This window comes from Polynucleobacter wuianus (assembly GCF_001659725.1).
GTDB classification, from domain to species: Bacteria; Pseudomonadota; Gammaproteobacteria; order Burkholderiales; family Burkholderiaceae; genus Polynucleobacter; species Polynucleobacter wuianus.
Map to the genome: position 1 here is coordinate 1,158,742 of NZ_CP015922.1, position 18,001 is coordinate 1,176,742.

Annotated in this window: 14 protein-coding genes and 3 pseudogenes; 9 read left to right on the forward strand and 8 right to left on the reverse strand. The window is 36.3% G+C overall.

Annotated features, from left to right (window positions below; genetic code table 11):
* Positions 1–5 precede the first annotated feature (5 nt).
* From A8O14_RS06065 to A8O14_RS06080, 4 genes and pseudogenes are all read right to left on the reverse strand, one after another.
* A complete protein-coding gene (locus tag A8O14_RS06065) occupies positions 6–1,178 on the reverse strand; it encodes a glycosyltransferase (RefSeq protein WP_068948692.1) in 1,173 nt (390 codons plus the stop codon).
* Between the two features lie 243 nt (positions 1,179–1,421).
* Positions 1,422–2,444, reverse strand: a complete 1,023-nt coding sequence (locus A8O14_RS06070; protein WP_456107070.1) for a nucleotide sugar dehydrogenase — start codon at positions 2,442–2,444, stop codon at positions 1,422–1,424.
* Positions 2,441–3,404: pseudogene (locus tag A8O14_RS06075) on the reverse strand (UDP-glucuronic acid decarboxylase family protein). The gene A8O14_RS06070 and the pseudogene A8O14_RS06075 overlap by 4 nt, the downstream one beginning before the upstream one ends.
* A gap of 25 nt (positions 3,405–3,429) precedes the next feature.
* On the reverse strand, positions 3,430–4,788 hold the full coding sequence (locus A8O14_RS06080; RefSeq protein ID WP_068948693.1) for an undecaprenyl-phosphate glucose phosphotransferase: 1,359 nt from the start codon (positions 4,786–4,788) through the stop codon (positions 3,430–3,432).
* Between the two features lie 173 nt (positions 4,789–4,961).
* Between A8O14_RS06080 and A8O14_RS06085 the strand changes: the two genes are divergently transcribed.
* The 8 genes and pseudogenes from A8O14_RS06085 to A8O14_RS11925 all read left to right on the forward strand — a co-directional run.
* On the forward strand, positions 4,962–6,425 hold the full coding sequence (locus A8O14_RS06085; RefSeq protein WP_068948694.1) for a UbiA family prenyltransferase: 1,464 nt from the start codon (positions 4,962–4,964) through the stop codon (positions 6,423–6,425).
* Between the two features lies 1 nt (position 6,426).
* Complete coding sequence (locus tag A8O14_RS06090) at positions 6,427–6,852, forward strand: GtrA family protein (RefSeq protein ID WP_216235808.1); 426 nt, start codon at positions 6,427–6,429, stop codon at positions 6,850–6,852.
* A complete protein-coding gene (locus tag A8O14_RS06095; RefSeq protein WP_068948695.1) occupies positions 6,849–8,147 on the forward strand; it encodes an FAD-binding protein in 1,299 nt (432 codons plus the stop codon). Before A8O14_RS06090 ends, A8O14_RS06095 begins: the two co-directional genes overlap by 4 nt.
* On the forward strand, positions 8,144–8,881 hold the full coding sequence (locus A8O14_RS06100) for an SDR family NAD(P)-dependent oxidoreductase (protein ID WP_068948696.1): 738 nt from the start codon (positions 8,144–8,146) through the stop codon (positions 8,879–8,881). The genes A8O14_RS06095 and A8O14_RS06100 overlap by 4 nt, the downstream gene beginning before the upstream one ends.
* Positions 8,882–8,885: 4 nt before the next feature.
* A complete protein-coding gene (locus tag A8O14_RS06105) occupies positions 8,886–9,425 on the forward strand; it encodes a hypothetical protein (RefSeq protein WP_068948697.1) in 540 nt (179 codons plus the stop codon).
* A gap of 50 nt (positions 9,426–9,475) precedes the next feature.
* Positions 9,476–10,447, forward strand: a complete 972-nt coding sequence (locus A8O14_RS06110) for a hypothetical protein (RefSeq protein WP_068948698.1) — start codon at positions 9,476–9,478, stop codon at positions 10,445–10,447.
* Entirely contained in the window at positions 10,437–11,393 is a 957-nt protein-coding gene (locus tag A8O14_RS06115; protein WP_068948699.1) for a UbiA family prenyltransferase, read from the forward strand. The genes A8O14_RS06110 and A8O14_RS06115 overlap by 11 nt, the downstream gene beginning before the upstream one ends.
* A gap of 107 nt (positions 11,394–11,500) precedes the next feature.
* Positions 11,501–12,316, forward strand: a pseudogene (locus A8O14_RS11925) (IS3 family transposase); the annotation flags it as partial.
* Between the two features lie 225 nt (positions 12,317–12,541).
* On the opposite strand, the gene A8O14_RS06130 reads toward A8O14_RS11925, so the two are convergent.
* Positions 12,542–13,828, reverse strand: a complete 1,287-nt coding sequence (locus tag A8O14_RS06130; protein WP_068948253.1) for an IS110 family RNA-guided transposase — start codon at positions 13,826–13,828, stop codon at positions 12,542–12,544.
* A gap of 81 nt (positions 13,829–13,909) precedes the next feature.
* Here A8O14_RS06130 and A8O14_RS11505 point away from each other — a divergent pair.
* A pseudogene (locus A8O14_RS11505) lies at positions 13,910–14,182 on the forward strand (integrase core domain-containing protein); the annotation flags it as partial.
* Between the two features lie 48 nt (positions 14,183–14,230).
* Here the strand turns inward: A8O14_RS11505 and A8O14_RS12010 are convergent.
* From A8O14_RS12010 to A8O14_RS06145, 3 genes are all read right to left on the reverse strand, one after another.
* Positions 14,231–15,280: an acyltransferase family protein gene (locus A8O14_RS12010; protein WP_068948700.1), complete on the reverse strand. Its 1,050-nt coding sequence runs from the start codon at positions 15,278–15,280 to the stop codon at positions 14,231–14,233.
* Between the two features lie 62 nt (positions 15,281–15,342).
* Positions 15,343–16,953, reverse strand: a complete 1,611-nt coding sequence (locus A8O14_RS06140; RefSeq protein WP_068948701.1) for a hypothetical protein — start codon at positions 16,951–16,953, stop codon at positions 15,343–15,345.
* Positions 16,940–18,001 (reverse strand): CgeB family protein, encoded by a 1,062-nt coding sequence (locus A8O14_RS06145; RefSeq protein WP_068948702.1) that lies wholly within the window; start codon positions 17,999–18,001, stop codon positions 16,940–16,942. Before A8O14_RS06145 ends, A8O14_RS06140 begins: the two co-directional genes overlap by 14 nt.

Below are 18,001 nucleotides of genomic sequence, written 5' to 3' on the forward strand. Positions count from 1 at the left end.
TCCCCCTAGCAATTATTGGTATTTTCACAAATAATTTCGACCAAGCGATTGGCTGCCTTATCAATATGAAATCTATCCGAAAAGCATTCTTTGGCCCTTAAGGCCATTTGATCATATTCATTTTTACTTAAAGAAAGCCACCGATTTAAATTCAGAACAGTGCCCTCAATAGTGTCCTCATCTACAAAGCCTGCTTGACTCACCTCAATCTCATGCCAAATGTTCACTTTATCGCTAATCAATACTGGCTTTCCACAACCCAATGCTTCGGCAACAACAATACCAAAATTCTCCTGATGCGATGGCAAGCAAAACACTTCGCAGGCATAAAACGCCCCCCATTTATCCTCTCCTTGTAGCATGCCCAGCCAAGTAATTTTATGATCAATTCCCAGCACAATCGCCCGTTCTTTTAGAGCTTCTACCCAGCCATTTTGATCGGGCCCCGCCATAGCCAAATGTAATCCTTCATCACCTCCAACTATCCGTGCGAAGGCTTCAAGTAATAAATCGCAGCCTTTTTTTTCATGTATTCGACTAAGAAATAAAACAATACGCTTATTATGAAGTGATGGATTTTTTTGAAGGAATTGCCAAGCTAAATGATCCCCATTAGCGGGAGGATCAGATAATCCATAGCCAAACTCTGAAACAGCTTCATTTGCTTTGTAGGGAACAAAAGATTTTCGAGCAAATAGCTTCTCATCTTCACAGGTGAAGATTACAGCCTTTGCATCTTTCAGCACGAATCTTTCTACTAACAACCAATACAATAATTTTTTGAAATACTTTAGGGGATATGCCTTATTAAAATAAGGATCCAGCATTCCGTGACTGTAAACAAAATAAGGGATTTGATAAATAATTGCAATTTTTCTAGCGGAATAGCTATGATATTGCCACAATCCATCGACAATCATAGCATCATAAGCTGAAATATTCTCATTTAGCCAAGGTTGAAGTTTCGGTGTAAAGCCATAGGTCCCTAACTGTGATGGGCCAACCGCATTGACTCTTTTTAAGACTGTATTTTTAACATAAATAGAATTTGGATCATCGCAACTTACAACATCTAAAAAAATTCCCAGTCGACCCAATCCTTGTTGCATTTGAATTAATGCTTCGATAGGCCCGCCAGTAGCTGGACTAATACTCGGAATAACTCTTAACAACCTCATGATGACGCTCACTTTATGTTAAAGAACTAAATATAGCGGTTATAGGGAATCGGAGAAAAAATTAAGCAACCAACAATCAGAGATCAATATTGGATAATCCTAATCTCCACCAAATAAATCCCGTGTGTAGACTTTATCAATTACATCCATTAATTCATCATTCAAACGATTGGCAACAATCACATCTGAACGATTTTTAAAATCTTCCAGACTCTCCAAAACCACAGAATTAAGAAAAATACTCTACTTTAGCATGGGTTCATAGACAACGACCTCAATACCTCTCGCCTTGATGCGCTTCATAATTCCTTGAATACTAGAAGCTCTCCAGTTATCGGAACCAGCCTTCATAATGAGACGATAGATTCCCACAATTTTAGGGTTCCGTTTTAGTATTTCACTGGCAACAAAATCTTTCCGAGTACTATTTGCACTCACTATAGCCTGCATTAGATTTTGCGGTACATTGCTGTAATTAGCTAGCAACTGCTTGGTATCTTTAGGTAGGCAGTACCCACCATACCCAAATGAAGGATTATTGTAATGCGCTCCAACACGTGGATCTAGACCAACCCCCTCAATAATTTCTTTAGCATTTAATCCATGAAGAGCAGCATAAGTATCTAATTCATTAAAATAAGCGACACGCATCGCTAAATAGGTATTAGCAAATAATTTGATCGCCTCCGCTTCGGTAGAGTTAGTAAAAATAGTAGGGATGTATTTTTTAATTGCTCCTTGCTTTAGCAAATTGGCAAATAATTCAGCGCGTATGGATTTTTCTCCAACTACAATGCGAGACGGGTGCGGGTTATCATAAAGCGCCCTACCTTCTCTCAAAAATTCCGGGGAAAACATAACGTTATCAGATCCAAGATTTTCCTTTAATTGATTAACGAAACCTACCGGAATAGTAGACTTGATTACCACCACGGCATTTGGATTAATAGCTAAAACATCCTGAGCAATCGCTACAACAGTTCTTGTATCAAAGTAGTTAGTAATCTCATCGTAATCAGTTGGCGTAGCAATAATTACATAAGTAGCATTTTTATAAGCCTCATCTTTATCAATAGTGGCCCTTAAATTTAAAGACTTGATGTGAAGATATGCCTCCATCTCCTTGTCCTCGATTGGTAGCTCTTTTCTACCAATCTTTGCAACTCTTTCTTGGTCAATATCCAATAAAACGACTTCATTATGCTGATCCAGCAAAATTGCGTTTGACAAACCTACGTAGCCAGTGCCAACAACTGCGATTTTCATTTAAGTACTTTCTTAAAATAGGCAATGGTCTCTTTGAGGCCATCCTCAAGATTGACCTTTGGCTGCCAACCAAGCTTGGCTTTTGCTAATTCAATATTGGGCTGACGCTGCTTAGGATCATCAGAAGGTAGTGGTTGATAGATAATCTTCGATTTACTACCAGACAGCTTGAGAACAGTTTCAGCCAACTGTAGCATCGTGAACTCACCCGGGTTGCCGATGTTTACTGGTCCAGTAAAACCTTGTTCTGAATTCATCATCTTCACCATGGCATCGATCAAATCATCCACATAGCAAAAACTTCTGGTTTGCTGGCCATCACCATAAATCGTGATGTCTTTACCTTGTAAGGCCTGAACGATAAAGTTACTCACCACACGACCATCATAAGGATGCATGCGAGGACCATAGGTGTTAAAGATACGAACGACTTTTATATCTAAATTGTGTTGACGGTTGTAATCAAAGAACAAAGTTTCAGCACAGCGCTTACCTTCGTCATAGCAAGAGCGAATACCAATTGGATTAACCCTGCCCCAATACTCCTCTGGCTGAGGGTGCACCTCTGGGTCACCATAGACCTCACTGGTTGAAGCTTGCAAGATACGCGCCCGCGTTCTTTTAGCTAAGCCGAGCATATTGATGGCACCATGCACACTTGTCTTGGTTGTTTGCACTGGGTCGTACTGATAATGCACAGGTGATGCAGGGCATGCCAAGTTGTAGATTTGATTGGTCTCTACATAGAGCGGAAAAGTCACATCGTGACGCATCAGCTCTAGATTAGGATTAGGCAACAAATGTGCCAAATTGACTTTAGATCCAGTGAAATAATTATCCACCACTAATACATCGTTGCCTTCTTTGAGTGACTTTTCGGTAAGATGTGAACCCAAAAAAACCGGCACCGCCTGTAATGAGAATTTTTTGATATTCCGAAAGCTGTTGAGTTTTGTTCATGAATAGAATTTCCCATTTAGTATAGTTAATAGGCGTTTTTTGAAGTCCAACCCATGAAAGCCGTCGTTAAAACAATGCGGATGTCAAACCAGAAAGACCAGTTCGCAATATAGTACATATCAAATTCCAACCGCTTAGCTAATTTATCAAGTGTATCGGTTTCTCCTCGGTAACCATTAATCTGCGCCCAACCTGTGATCCCTGGTTTTACTTTGTGCCTTAGTAGATAACCTTCTAGCATATCGCTAAACTCTTCATTATGCTTTAAGGCATGCGGTCTAGGACCGACTACCGACATATCACCCATCAGCACATTAATGAATTGAGGCAATTCATCTAGGCTATAGCGTCGTAAATATTTGCCAACCCTAGTCACCCTTTGATCCTCTTTGGAGGCCTGAGTTACGATTCCGAATTCCTCATGCAGTTTCATGCTCCTAAATTTCAGGACATTAATAATTTTTCCATCAAGGCCAAGGCGTGGTTGAATAAAGAAAATAGGACCTTTAGAGTCAAACTTAATTAAGAGAGCCAAGAACAATAAAAGCGGCGATAAAAAAATTAAGGCAATAAAAGAGAATGATTTATCAAAAAGTGATTTGATAAATCGCCCCCTACCGATAGCAGAAGGCTCATCTAAAACAACCATCGGCAAACCCAGAAAATCTTGCATAGGATTTAACATTAACTCCATTGCCATGCGATCGGGAAACCAGCGCAATTTAACCAAAAGATTGCGCAGATGTAACTGGACCTCATTGATGTACGCTGCCTCAGTAATTGAAAGTGAAATCCATACTTCGTCTATACGATATTGCTTTACAAGCATAGGCAATTTATCTAATGCTAGAGAAGTTGGACTGTAATTACCCATGAATTCAAAACCTTCCTGAGCGCCAAAAACAAACTTATTCTTAGCCCACCTAGGATCAGAATTAGATCCTAATATCAGTACTCGTTTAGCATTCTGCCCTTTAACACGATTTAACCGCAAAAAGTAATACAAACAATACTTATAGAGATACATTAAAAAGAGGCAACACAAAAACCAATAGATAGTAAAAAGCCTAGATAAAAAGTTGACCTGCTTAATAAAAAATAAAATAAGTAGTCCACCCAAAAGAACCAATAGCCAACCAATACCGATGCGTACTATCAACTCAAATAAGGGTCTTGCTCGCCAGGAATCATAAACAGAAAGAATCTCCCAAATCGTGGGAGCTAGTATTATTGACCATGAAATCAATAAGTATTGCGCTACATTGAATTCACCAGTATTTGGAAAAATAATTTCAAATGGGTGGTAACATAACCAACTAAAAAAACCCAGTAAAAAGCTATCCAGAAACCGTTGCTGCCATAAAGGAATAAAAATGAGTTGCATTCCTTGATTGTATAAAAATACTATTAGGAATGATAGAATTAGTTTTTTCCAAATTTATAAAAAAATCGATCAAAACGTCTAATAAATCTGATAACGCCTAGTCATCAACTTCTCACTAAATTGAGATAGCTTGCAAGGAGTTGACCCGCCCCTCACCAATATAAGTAAGATATATGCAAACACTTAGTGCTGGACTTGAAAAACTAGGCTCCAATGATCTTCGATCTATTACTGTCGACCTGGATGGTACTCTAGTATTTACCGATATGCTGCATGAATCTGCTTTATGCTGCTTTAAAAATAACCCTTTATCTATTTTCATGCTACCAATATGGATTTTTCAGGGTAAAGCAAAAGTAAAAAAAGAGTTGGCATTAAGAGCAGCTACTTTAGATGTAGGCTGTTTACCATATAACCTTCAACTAATAGATTGGTTAAAAATTGAAAAGGGCAATGGGAGAAAATTAATTTTATGCACGGCCTCGGATGAAAAGATTGCCAAAAAAATAGCGGGTTATTTAGATATTTTCGACGAGGTTTTAGCAAGTGATGGCGCTTTAAATTTAGCCGGTCAAAACAAAGCGGCAAAGCTAGCTGCTCGCTTTGGTGACAATGGATTTGACTACGTAGGCAACTCAACAAGTGATTTACCTGTATGGAAAAAAGCAAAGGAAGGCGTGGTGGTAAGCAACTCTCGTAATTTAATCAAGAAAGCCAAACTACATACTTCTGTAAAAAAAGTTATTTATCCAACAAAATTAAACTTTTCATCTTGGGTAAGCGCATTAAGGATTCATCAGTGGCTCAAAAATCTGCTAATCTTTGTCCCCTTGCTTGCAGCTCATCAAGCAAATAATAGCGCTTCCTGGATCGTCCTCTTTTTAGCTTTTTTCTCATTTTGTTTGTGCGCATCTTCAGTCTATATTATCAACGATCTATTAGACCTCCAGAGCGATAGAAATCATCCCCGTAAAAAATTTCGCCCTTTTGCATCTGGAGAGATTCCAATTTGGGTGGGTTGTCTTTTGGCTCCCGCATTAATTTTAGTCAGCTTATTTATTAGTCAATTCGTCGGCGGAGGATTCTTGCCATGGCTAGCAATTTATTTTGCATTGACTTGCATTTACTCTTTGGGAGTGAAACGCCTTATTCTCATTGACTGCTTAGCGCTTGCTATTTTGTACACACTTCGAATTGTGGCAGGCGGTTTCGCCATAGATATTCCATTATCATTTTGGCTGTTGGCTTTTTCTACATTTCTATTTCTTTCACTTGCTTTTGTTAAAAGATATGCTGAACTTAAATCCCATCGAAGAAATACTGATGAAAAAGTTCACGGGCGGGGGTATGTTGCTAGCGATGCCCCACTTATAGAGCAACTAGGAATCTCCTCTGGTTACGCATCCACCCTTGTGTTAGCCCTATATCTAAATAGCGAAAATGTTACGAGATTCTATAGAACTCCCGAATTCATTTGGGGGGCAGTACCGTTGATGTTACTTTGGATCAGTTGGATGTGGTTGCAAGCGCATCGGGGAAATATGAATGATGATCCAATCATCTTTGCCCTTAAAGACAAACTGAGCACTGTAATTGTCATTGCACTTTTCATAGTATTTATAATTGCAGAGGTTTGAAGTGATAAAAAAATTATCTAGCAAAGATATCCTACTGCGTTATATATTGATAGCAATTTTAGCTACAGCTATTAATATTGCTATCCAAATAATTTTCCTAAGGGTTTATCATGGTGAAAATGCCTTGATATTATCTGTTCTATGCGCAACTGCTATCGGACTATTTCTTCGCTATGAGTTGGACAAAAAATACATTTTTAATGCTCAACATAAAAATATGCGCTCAGATGTAAGAAAATTTCTCCTGTATAGTAGTATGGGTATATTTAGTACTGCTATTTTTTGGCTAACGGAATGGGCTTTTCATATAATATTTGCATCCAATCTAATGCGTTATGTTGGCGCCGGTATTGGACTATCGACTGGTTATTATGTAAAGTATCACCTTGATAAAAAGTTTGTTTTCAATAATTCAATATCCGTATGAAAGTAAAAGGCTGGGGAGGGTATCCCACTATTGATGCAAAAGTCTTACTACCCCCTCAAAGGTCTGAATGTTGGAAGCTTATTGAAGAAAATACTCTTATCCCAAGAGGTCAAGGAAGAAGCTATGGGGATAGCGCTAATAGCTCAACCATTTTACAGACTGATCTACTCAACCATGTTATCCAATTTAATGAGCTAACAGGTTTATTAACTTGCGAATCTGGCATAACTATCCGAGAAATTCTCAAGATTATCGTACCAAAGGGTTGGTTCATTCCAGTAACCCCAGGAACCAGTTTTGTGAGTATCGGCGGTGCGATAGCCAGTGATATTCACGGCAAAAATCATCACCTTAGCGGCACCTTTACAAAACATATTAGGTCACTGGAGTTAATGGTTGGCACAGGTGAAATCTTAAATATATCGGAGTTAAATCATACAGAATTATTTCGCGCAACCTGTGGGGGAATGGGATTAACTGGGTTAGTATTGAGTGCGACAATTCAACTAATGCCAATTTCCTCAAGTCAAATTTATCAAAAAACAATCAAAGCCAACTGTCTTGAGGAGGTATGTGAGCTGTTTGATAAAAATTCAAACAGCACTTACTCGGTCGCCTGGATAGATTGTTTAAAAACAGGTAAGGACTTAGGACGCTCTTTATTGATGCTTGGCGAGCATGCTAAACAAGGGGATCTAAAGTTAAAGGCTTCACGCCACATCAAAATTCCGATCCAAATGCCGTCAAGCCTTCTAAACCCATGGACTGCTAAAATTTTTAATACGATTTATTTTAACATTGCAAAAAATTATTCTTCCAATGTAACAACACCCCTAGAATCTTATTTTTACCCCTTAGATAAAATACATAACTGGAATAGGCTTTATGGCAAACATGGCTTTATTCAATACCAGTTTGTTGTTCCCAAGGCAGTGGGTCAAAAAGGTCTCAAGCACATATTAAGGATAGTTTCGGAAAGCGGTAAAGGCTCATTTTTAGCTGTTCTTAAAGCTTTTGGGCCAAAGAATGAAAACTATCTTTCATTTCCCATTGAAGGTTATACATTAGCATTAGACTTTAAACTTGAGGCGAGCATTTTCCCTCTTATTGAATTACTAGACAAGCTAGTACTTGAATATGGTGGCAGAATATATTTAGCAAAAGATGGGGTAATGAATCAGAAAACATTTAGAAAATCTTATCATAATTGGGAAAAAATTGAAGAAATTAGATCCAAATATGACTGTATTGGTAAATTTAGATCCACTCAATCCATTAGGCTAGGATTTAAATGAAAAAAATCATGATTATCGGCGCAACCTCAGCCATCGCTGAATCTTGTGCAACACTTTGGGCTAAGGAGGGCTGTATATTCTTTCTTGTGGGAAGATCACAAGTTAAAATTGACCAATTAACCAAGAAACTCATAATCCAGGGCGCAATAGCGGTTAGCGGATTTATCTTAGATATTAATGATTTTGAAAAACACCAAAAAGCACTTGATACAGCCTCAGATTTTTTAGGTTCCATAGATATTGTATTAATAGCACACGGAAATCTACCAGATCAAAAGCGATGCACTCAATCAGTTGACTTAACTTTAAGAGAAATATCCACAAACGCTTTATCCACCGTGTCATTTCTAACAATCACTTGCAAGTATATGAAAAATCAACAAAAAGGCACAATTTCACTACTTAGTTCGGTGGCAGGAGATAGAGGCAGAGGCACAAATTATATTTATGGTTCTGCCAAGGGTATGTTAAATATATTTTGTGAGGGTATGCGTCAAGAATTAAATGGATATGGGGTAAAAATTGTTACCATAAAACTAGGTTTTGTAAATACCCCAATGACACTAAAATTTAAGAAAGGCATACTGTGGAGAAAGCCTCAAGATATCTCAAAAACAATTATAACCATTATAAATCATGGAAATGGAGAATATTATGTCCCAGGTTTCTGGAGAGCTATTATGTGGGTAATTAAGATTATTCCAAATTTTATATTTTATAGAATTAAAATATAACTATATGAGATACAGCATATATTTTTCGAAAATTAATTTTTTTAATCATAAGTTTTTATTTATATTTTTAGGATCAATTTGGTTTTTTTTTGATGCATTCATTTTCCCTCCACATTTTGGAGGGGTAGATATTTACTATTTCAAAGATGCAGGAATAAATTTTTATGAAGGTTTAGGTCTTGTATCTAGATTCACATTTGGTAATCCAACATTTGAATATCAACCCTATACTCACTATCCGCCATTGTATTCAATTCTTTTTGGTTTATTTTGTAAGATTTTTGGCCTATCGATAAAATCAAATCAAATTTATAATTCTGCAATATTAGTTACTCTTTCCATTTGCTTATTATTTTTATTTAATAAGATCTTAGAAAAATCTAATTTTAAAAATAAAAATTTTTTAAGAACCCTACTTATATTTATATGCATTCCAAGTTTAATATATATCCCAGAGCCTGATAGACCAGACAGCCTAGGAGTCTTGTTTGTATTGGCAACAATTTTAATAATTTCAAAAAAAAATCAAAACAAAAATATATAAATTTTCTGATTGGCTTTTTATGTACTCAAACTCTCCTAATTTCACCCTTTATGGGGATATGGCTTGTTTTATCATTAATAATCATAAATTTCAAAGAAATAAATAATCTTTTAGAAATAGGCATTGGTACGATCTTATCATTCTTGATGGGTTTAATTTTAATTAACTACATAACCCCGGGATGGATTCAATCCTTTTATGGAGTCTTAACTGCAAGCACAACAAATAATGAAACTGGTGGCGGTTATTTTATTCAATTGCTTCACGGAAATTTCATTTTATGGTTACATGGTTTGGCTCTCAGCCAACATAATTTTTATATTTCGCTCTTGAAACTTATAATTCCAAATATTATATTTTTGGCTTTAATTATAAACGAATATTGGTTGAAAAAAGAAAGTTTTGAAGGTAAAAGACTACTACCCTTTATTGCCATAAGCCCAATGTCAATAATACTGGTCCCGTATCAGGTGAACTATATTATTGCATCAACGGTGTTATTGATTATTAACCTATCAATGATTATTTTAAAAATGCCAATTAAATTGGCTAAATACTATACGATGGGGATTATCTTAAGCGCACTAATTATCTCGTTAATAAATTTTCCATACTTAGTAAGAGATATATTGGCAAGAAATACGGCAGGACATTCAATAATACTAGCAAAAAATGAATTTATTAAATTCAAACCTGAGTGCACTAAAAATAAAGACTTTTTTATTGCTTCCTCCCCATTAAATTACTTAATATGGAGAGAGATTGGTGTACATCCATTAACAATTACTTATAGCGGGTTTTATGACAGGGCAAATCATGAAAAATTAAGTTGCATTTCATTAACCTATCCTGGATCTCATAATTTATATGAGCCGACATACCCTGTATGGTTCAAACCTGATTCTTATGAGCTAATTTTTACACCAAACTTACCCCGAGATTCATTATTCATGTTTTGGAAATCAAATAGTAGTCAAACTTGGGAAAGTCAAATTTTTAGAAAGATAAAATATGACAAATAATAAAGCCACCTTTGCTGACTATCTAAAAATAACAAGATTGGATCACGGCACGAAGCAGGTATTTATAATCCCGGGGATATTTTTTGCGTATCTACTCCGCGGTATACATGTGTCGAATCCTCTAAGTCATATTTTATTGGGATTTTTGTGTGCAACAGCAATTGCTTCAGCAAATTATGTAATAAACGAATGGTTTGATCGAGAATTTGATAAGTTTCACCCCACAAAATTTAAACGAACTGCTGTGCAAAGAATTTTGACTGGAAAAGCTATTGCATTTGAGTGGAGCCTTCTTGTTGGCATCGGTTTACTTGCAGCGTATCTATCTAGCAAGTTAATGTTCATCGTTGCATGTATATTTTTTTTACAAGGTATTTTTTATAATATTCCTCCACTGAGAACAAAGGATCGAGCCTTTGTGGATGTATTATCAGAATCAATAAATAATCCAATCAGACTCATGATTGGATGGGCAATGATAGATCCAAATTCACTCCCCCCTGCTTCTATTATTTTTTCCTATTGGTCTGGAGGTGCCTTTTTAATGGCGGCCAAACGGTATTCTGAATACAGAGAAATAACCCAGGCATTTAACTTGGAAACTTTGACAAATTATCGAAAAAGCTTCAAGGGCTATACAGAAATTTCGCTAAATGTTTCATGCTTAGTATATGCTATGCTCTCAAATTTCTTTATTGGAGTTTTTTTTATTAAGTATAGAATAGAATACATAATCACAATCCCAGTGGTTATACTACTCTTTGGAGAGTATCTCGCAGTCTCTATGAAACCTAATTCAACAGCACAAAATCCAGAAAAACTCTACAAGGAGAAGAGTTTATTTATACTGATTTCAATTTTTTTGTTAACGCTCTTAATTGCCAGTCTATACGATATTGATTTTTTAAAAGATCTATCTCAGCAATTTTTTATTAAATTGAACTGATAAAAATATATTATCTACTACAAAAAAGTATTCAAAGATCCTACGGTAATCCCCCCACAGATTAACTGAGCTCAGAGGTAGAATTTTCTCTATTAGAGGAGTTCTACATGAAGCGTTCTAAATTTACCGATAGCCAGATCATGGATGCCCTAAAACGGGTAGATGCTGGCTTAGCCGTCCCAGAGGTTTGCCGTGAGCTAGGCATCAGCGCTGCTACTTTCTACAAGTGGCGCGCCAAATACGGCGGTATGGATACCTCCATGATGGCCCGCATGAAAGAGCTTGAGGCTGAAAATGCCCGCTTAAAGAAGATGTACATCGAAGAAAAGCTCAAGGCAGAAATACTAAACGAGGCCATCACAAAAAAGTGGTGAGCCCAATCTCACAGACGTGAGATGGTCCAAAAAGCAGTATCCCAACACCATGTATCGATCAGACTGGCCTGTGAGATCTTTGGCGTTAGCGAGTCTTGCTATCGCTATGAAGCTAAGAATAATGCCGAGAATGAACTCATTGCCAGCTGGCTCATCCGCTTGACCGACAACAACTGTAACTGGGGCTTTGGCCTTTGCTATTTATATCTGCGCAATGTAAAAAACTTTAAATGGAACCATAAGCGGATCTACCGTATTTACAAGGCTCTGGAGCTCAACTTACGCATCAAACCCCGCAAACGTTTGGTGCGAGATAAGCCAGATGCCTTGGTTGTACCGCTGAGCATCAACCAAGTATGGTCAATGGATTTTATGCATGACTAGTTGCAAGATGGCAGGTCCATCCGCTTGTTCAATGTCATTGATGACTTTAATCGTAAGACCTTGGGCATTGAAGTGGACTTCTCATTGCCAGCAGAGCGAGTCGTTCGTAGCTTAGATCAAATCATTGCTTGGCGAGGTAAGCCTGCTGTTATACGAGCGGATAACGTACTAAATGCAAGAACTTTTTCCAGCGATAGGCAAAGCCATACCGTAACTGCAATTTGCAGTTAAAAAATCAAACTTACTACTTGTCTATACCCGAACGGTCACTTCCACAAATAAATCAGGGGTCCCGATTAACCATAATTAACACAAGATCCGCCACTTCACGTTTTGGTCTTTACCCTACTTAAAACAATCTGAGGTCCCAGTGGAAGGTCCAAACATTATCTACGAGGTCCTTGCGGCCTCTACGGCCCTACAGAGAGGGATCGATCCACTGGGTAAAGCTTTTTCATAGTAACCTTGATACATCTGTTTTGACTTCACTAATCCATACACTACACGCGCCATCTTTGCTGCCACCGCAGTCCTTGCCTTGCGCTGTAAATCTTTATCTTGAGGCGCACTTTTAATATAGCGTAGATATTTTTGCTGGAAACTGTTCTCAGGTTGCTGAATGGCACGGTTGACTGACATCCACAGCGCTAAGCGCAGGCGCGCATTACCCCGCTTGGAGATTTGTTCTTGACCACGGTAGTTGCCTGATTGGTTTTTGGCTAGATCAAACCCGCAATACTTTAAGAACTGACGATGATGGCTAAAGCGACGTAGATCCCCACCTTCCGCCAGAATCGTTAGGGCATTAATCGGACCAATCCCCGGAACACTTTGCAAGATGGCAGAGTCCGGGTTATCGGCCAATACTGCTTGAGCCGTCTCTTCTAATTGCTTGCGACAAGCATTGATCTCTTGATAGCGTCTCAGTTGTATTTGAAAGGTTTTGCAAGCCAAGGAATCTGCCTCAACAGGTAGTCCAATGCTATGCAAGGCGGTCTCATAGAGCTCAATAAGCTTAGCCGCTTTATTAACCTTGCGGCCAATGACAGGGCTGGCAATCTGGCAAAACGCTTCTTGAGAGTGCTTCGTTACTGCGCTAGGGATGGGGAAGTGCAAAAGATAATTAATCCACCAGTCTGCGCGAGTACTGTTCCACCATTTACCCATCTCCGGAAAATACAAAGGCAGGTAATGCGTGAGGATGGAGTGCTGTAAGCGCGTGCGACTCAAGGTCACTTGATAGTAGGTTTTAGATAACTCTTGGAGATCATGATGCCCTGCAATTAATGGGTCAACATAACGTTGAGTAATCCCTTGCTTAAGCAGCTCTAAAAGCACTGCAGCATCCTTGGGATCATTTTTATCCCAGGAGTTGAACATCACCTCCCGATACCGGGCGCTCGCTACCGAGGAAATAAAGCAGACTTCAAACCCCGCCGCTACCAAGCGATGCCCTAATGCGCGGTGGTAATTGCCGGTTGCCTCAAACCCAATAATGCAAGGCGGCGGTAAGCTCTTTAGAAAAGCAATAAAACGATCATGATCGGCAGCAGAATTAGCCATCCGAAAATGCTGCCTTTTACCCGCCTTGGTCTCGCTTAACACGGCATTAAAGTCCTTGGCAATATCGATTGCAATCCATGCCCCAAAGGGTTTATTGTTTAAGTGGTCAGCCATAGCAATACTCCTTATTGATGATCTCGCAATCACCAGCATGGCTTAAATTGCTGCGGCTGACTACCATTCTGCATGTACTATGGCCCGGAACTTGTCAGTGGCAGACTGATGGAGTGGGCAGCAAAGCATCAAATCCACAGATAACACATCCAACCAGGTAAACCACAACAAAATGCCTATGTAGAACGCTTTAATCGCACCGTCAGATATGAATGGCTATCTCAGCATTATTGGGAAAGTGTTAACGAAGTTCAAGAGTTTGCAACGCAATGGATGTATCAATACAATCATCAACGTCCAAACATGGAATTGGGCGGTATCACCCCGAAACAGCGACTGGCCATGGTTGCTTAATTAACTCTACCTCTAGGTTCGGTTAAATAAGGGGGGATAACCCTAGAATTAATGCCGAATTGTATATCTGATAAATTTATCAAGATAAATTGATATTATTAAAAGAAATAGAATTACTATAAATGAATAGAAAATTGAAAATCCTGGTAAAAAATTTAAAGGATTACCAATAATTTTTATTATATTAGTACCAATAAAATTGTGAATTAAATATAAAGTATATGAGCAAGATCCAATAATTACTAATAGTTTACAAGAAAGTAATTTTGAAATAAATTTAATTTTGAGAGAGCTATATACTAATATGAATATTAATGGGGTTACTATAGCAGTAGCTACAGGCTCAAATAATATATAGTCAGGTTCATAAAAATTTATAAAAATATATGTATAAACATTTATAATAGAACAAGTTAGCAATATTATAAACTTATAAAAGTTATTAATATAAAGATAATATAAACTTATGCCAAATATAAAGTATCCTAAATGCCTAGAGATAAATAATTGGCTTAACAATCTAGTTAAATAAGAAAAGTGAAAGTAAAAAGCAGCGCAATTTAAAATTGCAACGCTAATGGTAATAATTGTTAAATTTATAAAAAAAATATTTTTATTGAAGAAATATAAAAAAGAAATTAGCAAGTAAAATCTTATCTCAACAAATAATGACCAGTGTGGTCCATCCATATATTTAAAATTATGCCCTGGAAATATAGCATTATAAATTTTTGGATCAAGAAATGTTATTGAAGGGATAAAATCATAAAATGCTTTACTTTGATTTATCAAAATAGAAAATAGAAAAATTAATATACAGCACAAAACCATCGTGGGAAAAAGTCTGAGGAATCTAGCATAAATAAAATTTTTTAAATTATTCTTATCTGCTATTGACTTAACAATTACGAATCCTGATAACACAAAAAAAAGTTGTACTCCAAAGTATCCATACTTAAAAATATTCCAATCTTTAAATATAGAATTATAAGGTGGATTAAATAAATTCAACTCCCAGCTATAAAAATGAAATCCAATAACAAGCAATATAGCCAAAGCTCTCAAACCATCAAACGAATCAATCCTTTTTGAAATCATGCTATCAAATAATCTTCATATTCTATTAAATTATTTCATGATGTAATATTTTAATTATAAAATTAATCATGCTCACGCTTTTTAGAGGTCAATAAACTCATATATGGGTTGGTCACAACTACTATTCTATCCAGGCCATCCCAAGTTGGGTAGTAATCTAAATCGACGTCATCGGGTCCTGCAATTACTTTATATATCCCTCTATAGTTAGCAAGATTACCCAAATAAGGCTCTTTTTTATATCCAGCCCAATGCCCCATTTCAGGATACTCCCCCAGTAGGTAAATAACAGAATCTGCTTCAGTTAATGAGTGGCTTACTATAGAATCGTTTCCAGAACCAATGCCCAATAGGTCTTTGACCTTAGGGGTTATGTATGGCTTTATTTTATTTATCAGGACATATTTTTCTACCTCTTTTTTCCATAAATTAGTTTCTACATAATTAAAGCTATTTAAGACATTATATATACTGTATAAATTCATAGAAAAAATTAAAATAAAAAATAACGATATTATTAGTTTGATAAAAAAACTTTTTATTGATATTGATAAGTAATCAAAAAAAATCGCTACATATAATGCAAAGAACGGAAGAATAACTAGATAATTTCTAATATTCATTACGGATTGCGACGAAAAATAGAAAATATACACAATAGGAAATATACAAATAATTTTTCTATATATTTTATATTTAATATTAATCAATGATAATATAAATCCAGAAACACAAAATAAAGATAACAAAATTGAAATTATAATATTTTTCGAAAATAGCCTGATAAATATAAAATCTAAAATTCTTAATAAATGTTCACCGCCCTTTTGGATTGTATTTACGCCATGACCATCAACACTATAATGCCTGATTTCATAAATAATATTAATAATAAAGTGTATTGGCTCTATTACCGCCCCCGGTGTAATAACTACAAATGTTGCAGTTGAAAAAAATATTGTATTTACTAATTTAGTTTTAAATGGTACATTTGAACCAGTACAGAGTGGTAAGATTAATAGAATACCAGCTTGATATTTTATGGCGATACAAAGACCTGCACAAACTGCAGAAATTCGAAGGCTTAGTAAATTTTTCTTATTTTGAGAATTGATGCAACTCAATATTAACATTGCGCTTGCAGAAACTAAAAGTACATCAGGGGCTATCCATCGTGAATGGTAGAAAAACTGAAAGGAAGATAAAATAACTAACGAGCCAATTACTCTGGATGGCACGCTTAACTTCATTTCTCGTAAAGATAAAAAAGTAAAAATTGCAGTGAGTGAGCTTAGAGTTATGAATATAACTCTCAAAACTAATTTAAAGTTATTTTCCAAAATTAAATACGCTGATTCCTTGCCTAATGCCATCATTAGTAGCTTAATATCAGTAGTTGAGTATATTAAATTACTTAATTTATCTAAGTTTTTAAAAATTAGATATGGCAAAGAAGCTAATAATCCAACTAAGTAGGAAAAAGATGGGTAGTTATACCACCTTGGGAGCAAAATTCCAGTTTCAACCGAATCCCTCACTGAGTTTATGATTCTCATTTCATCCCAGTGGTTTCCAAAATTAATAGTTGATATTGAACAGTAAAGAAAAAATATTAGAGCTAAAAATAATAATGTAGCCCATGCTTTATCAGATTTAGATCTATTTATTTTCATATTTTTTATTTAAATCTATAAAATTAATTATTTTTGCACATATATCCTGGTTTCCGTAAGCTCCAGCGCGTACTTTTTTCATTCCAGCGTATTTAATATCTTTTATCAAATTTTTATTACTTAATAATCTCTTGCAAATCTCAATACACTCATTAGAGTCCCTCCAAAATACTGCTTCAATACCCTCTTCGTACATTCTTTCATGCTCTATAGTTCTTTCTGCGCATAATAATCCACCAATAAATGGAATTTCGAGCGATCTTCTTGTATGGAGATCCCTATTACCATGCGACAAAAAACCTATTGCAATATCAGCCCCTTGAATTGCAGCAACATAATCTGGGCCAGACAAGCTACCACCCTTGTAGGCTATTTTCAAATCTTCCCATAGTGGAGATTTCTCCCATCTACTGCCCCATATTGAAATATTTAATCCTGCTCTGATTAAATCCAACAGAAATTTATCTCGCCCCTCGCCCCTAATCCAGGTGCCTACAAATACAATTTCAGACCTAAAAATTGTGGGAATTTGTCTATGCCGCAAAGGCTTATGAACCTCTTCGTCATAACTCATATAAACACGAATCACATTTTTAACACCAAAATCAGCGAATTCCCTTAAGTTTGGCTCCCTAACAACTGCAGCATAGTCATAGTATTTCATTGTCCGCTTTAGGGAGTCAAATCTACGGAAATCTCTCTTACTTCCAGGATCATCATTTTGATATAAAACTTTCTTGCAGTTAAAGTAGTCCAGTCTAAGTATTGACTTACTATCGAATTCTTCGCCAGAATTTATCCATATCAAATCAAATGTATTTGAACTATATCTTTTTATCAATTTTAAATCTATCCATTTGCATATTTGATTTTGTACCCAAAAATAACCCGTATAAAACGAGGCTTTATCTAAGATTTTAATTGTTAACAAACTAAAGGCTTCGCGTGGATTAACATGAGTTACTGTGTGGCCTAATCTTGATAAAGAATTAGCCCTGTGAAATGCAGTGCTTGATTTATTATTATCACCAATATAAAGAATGTTCAT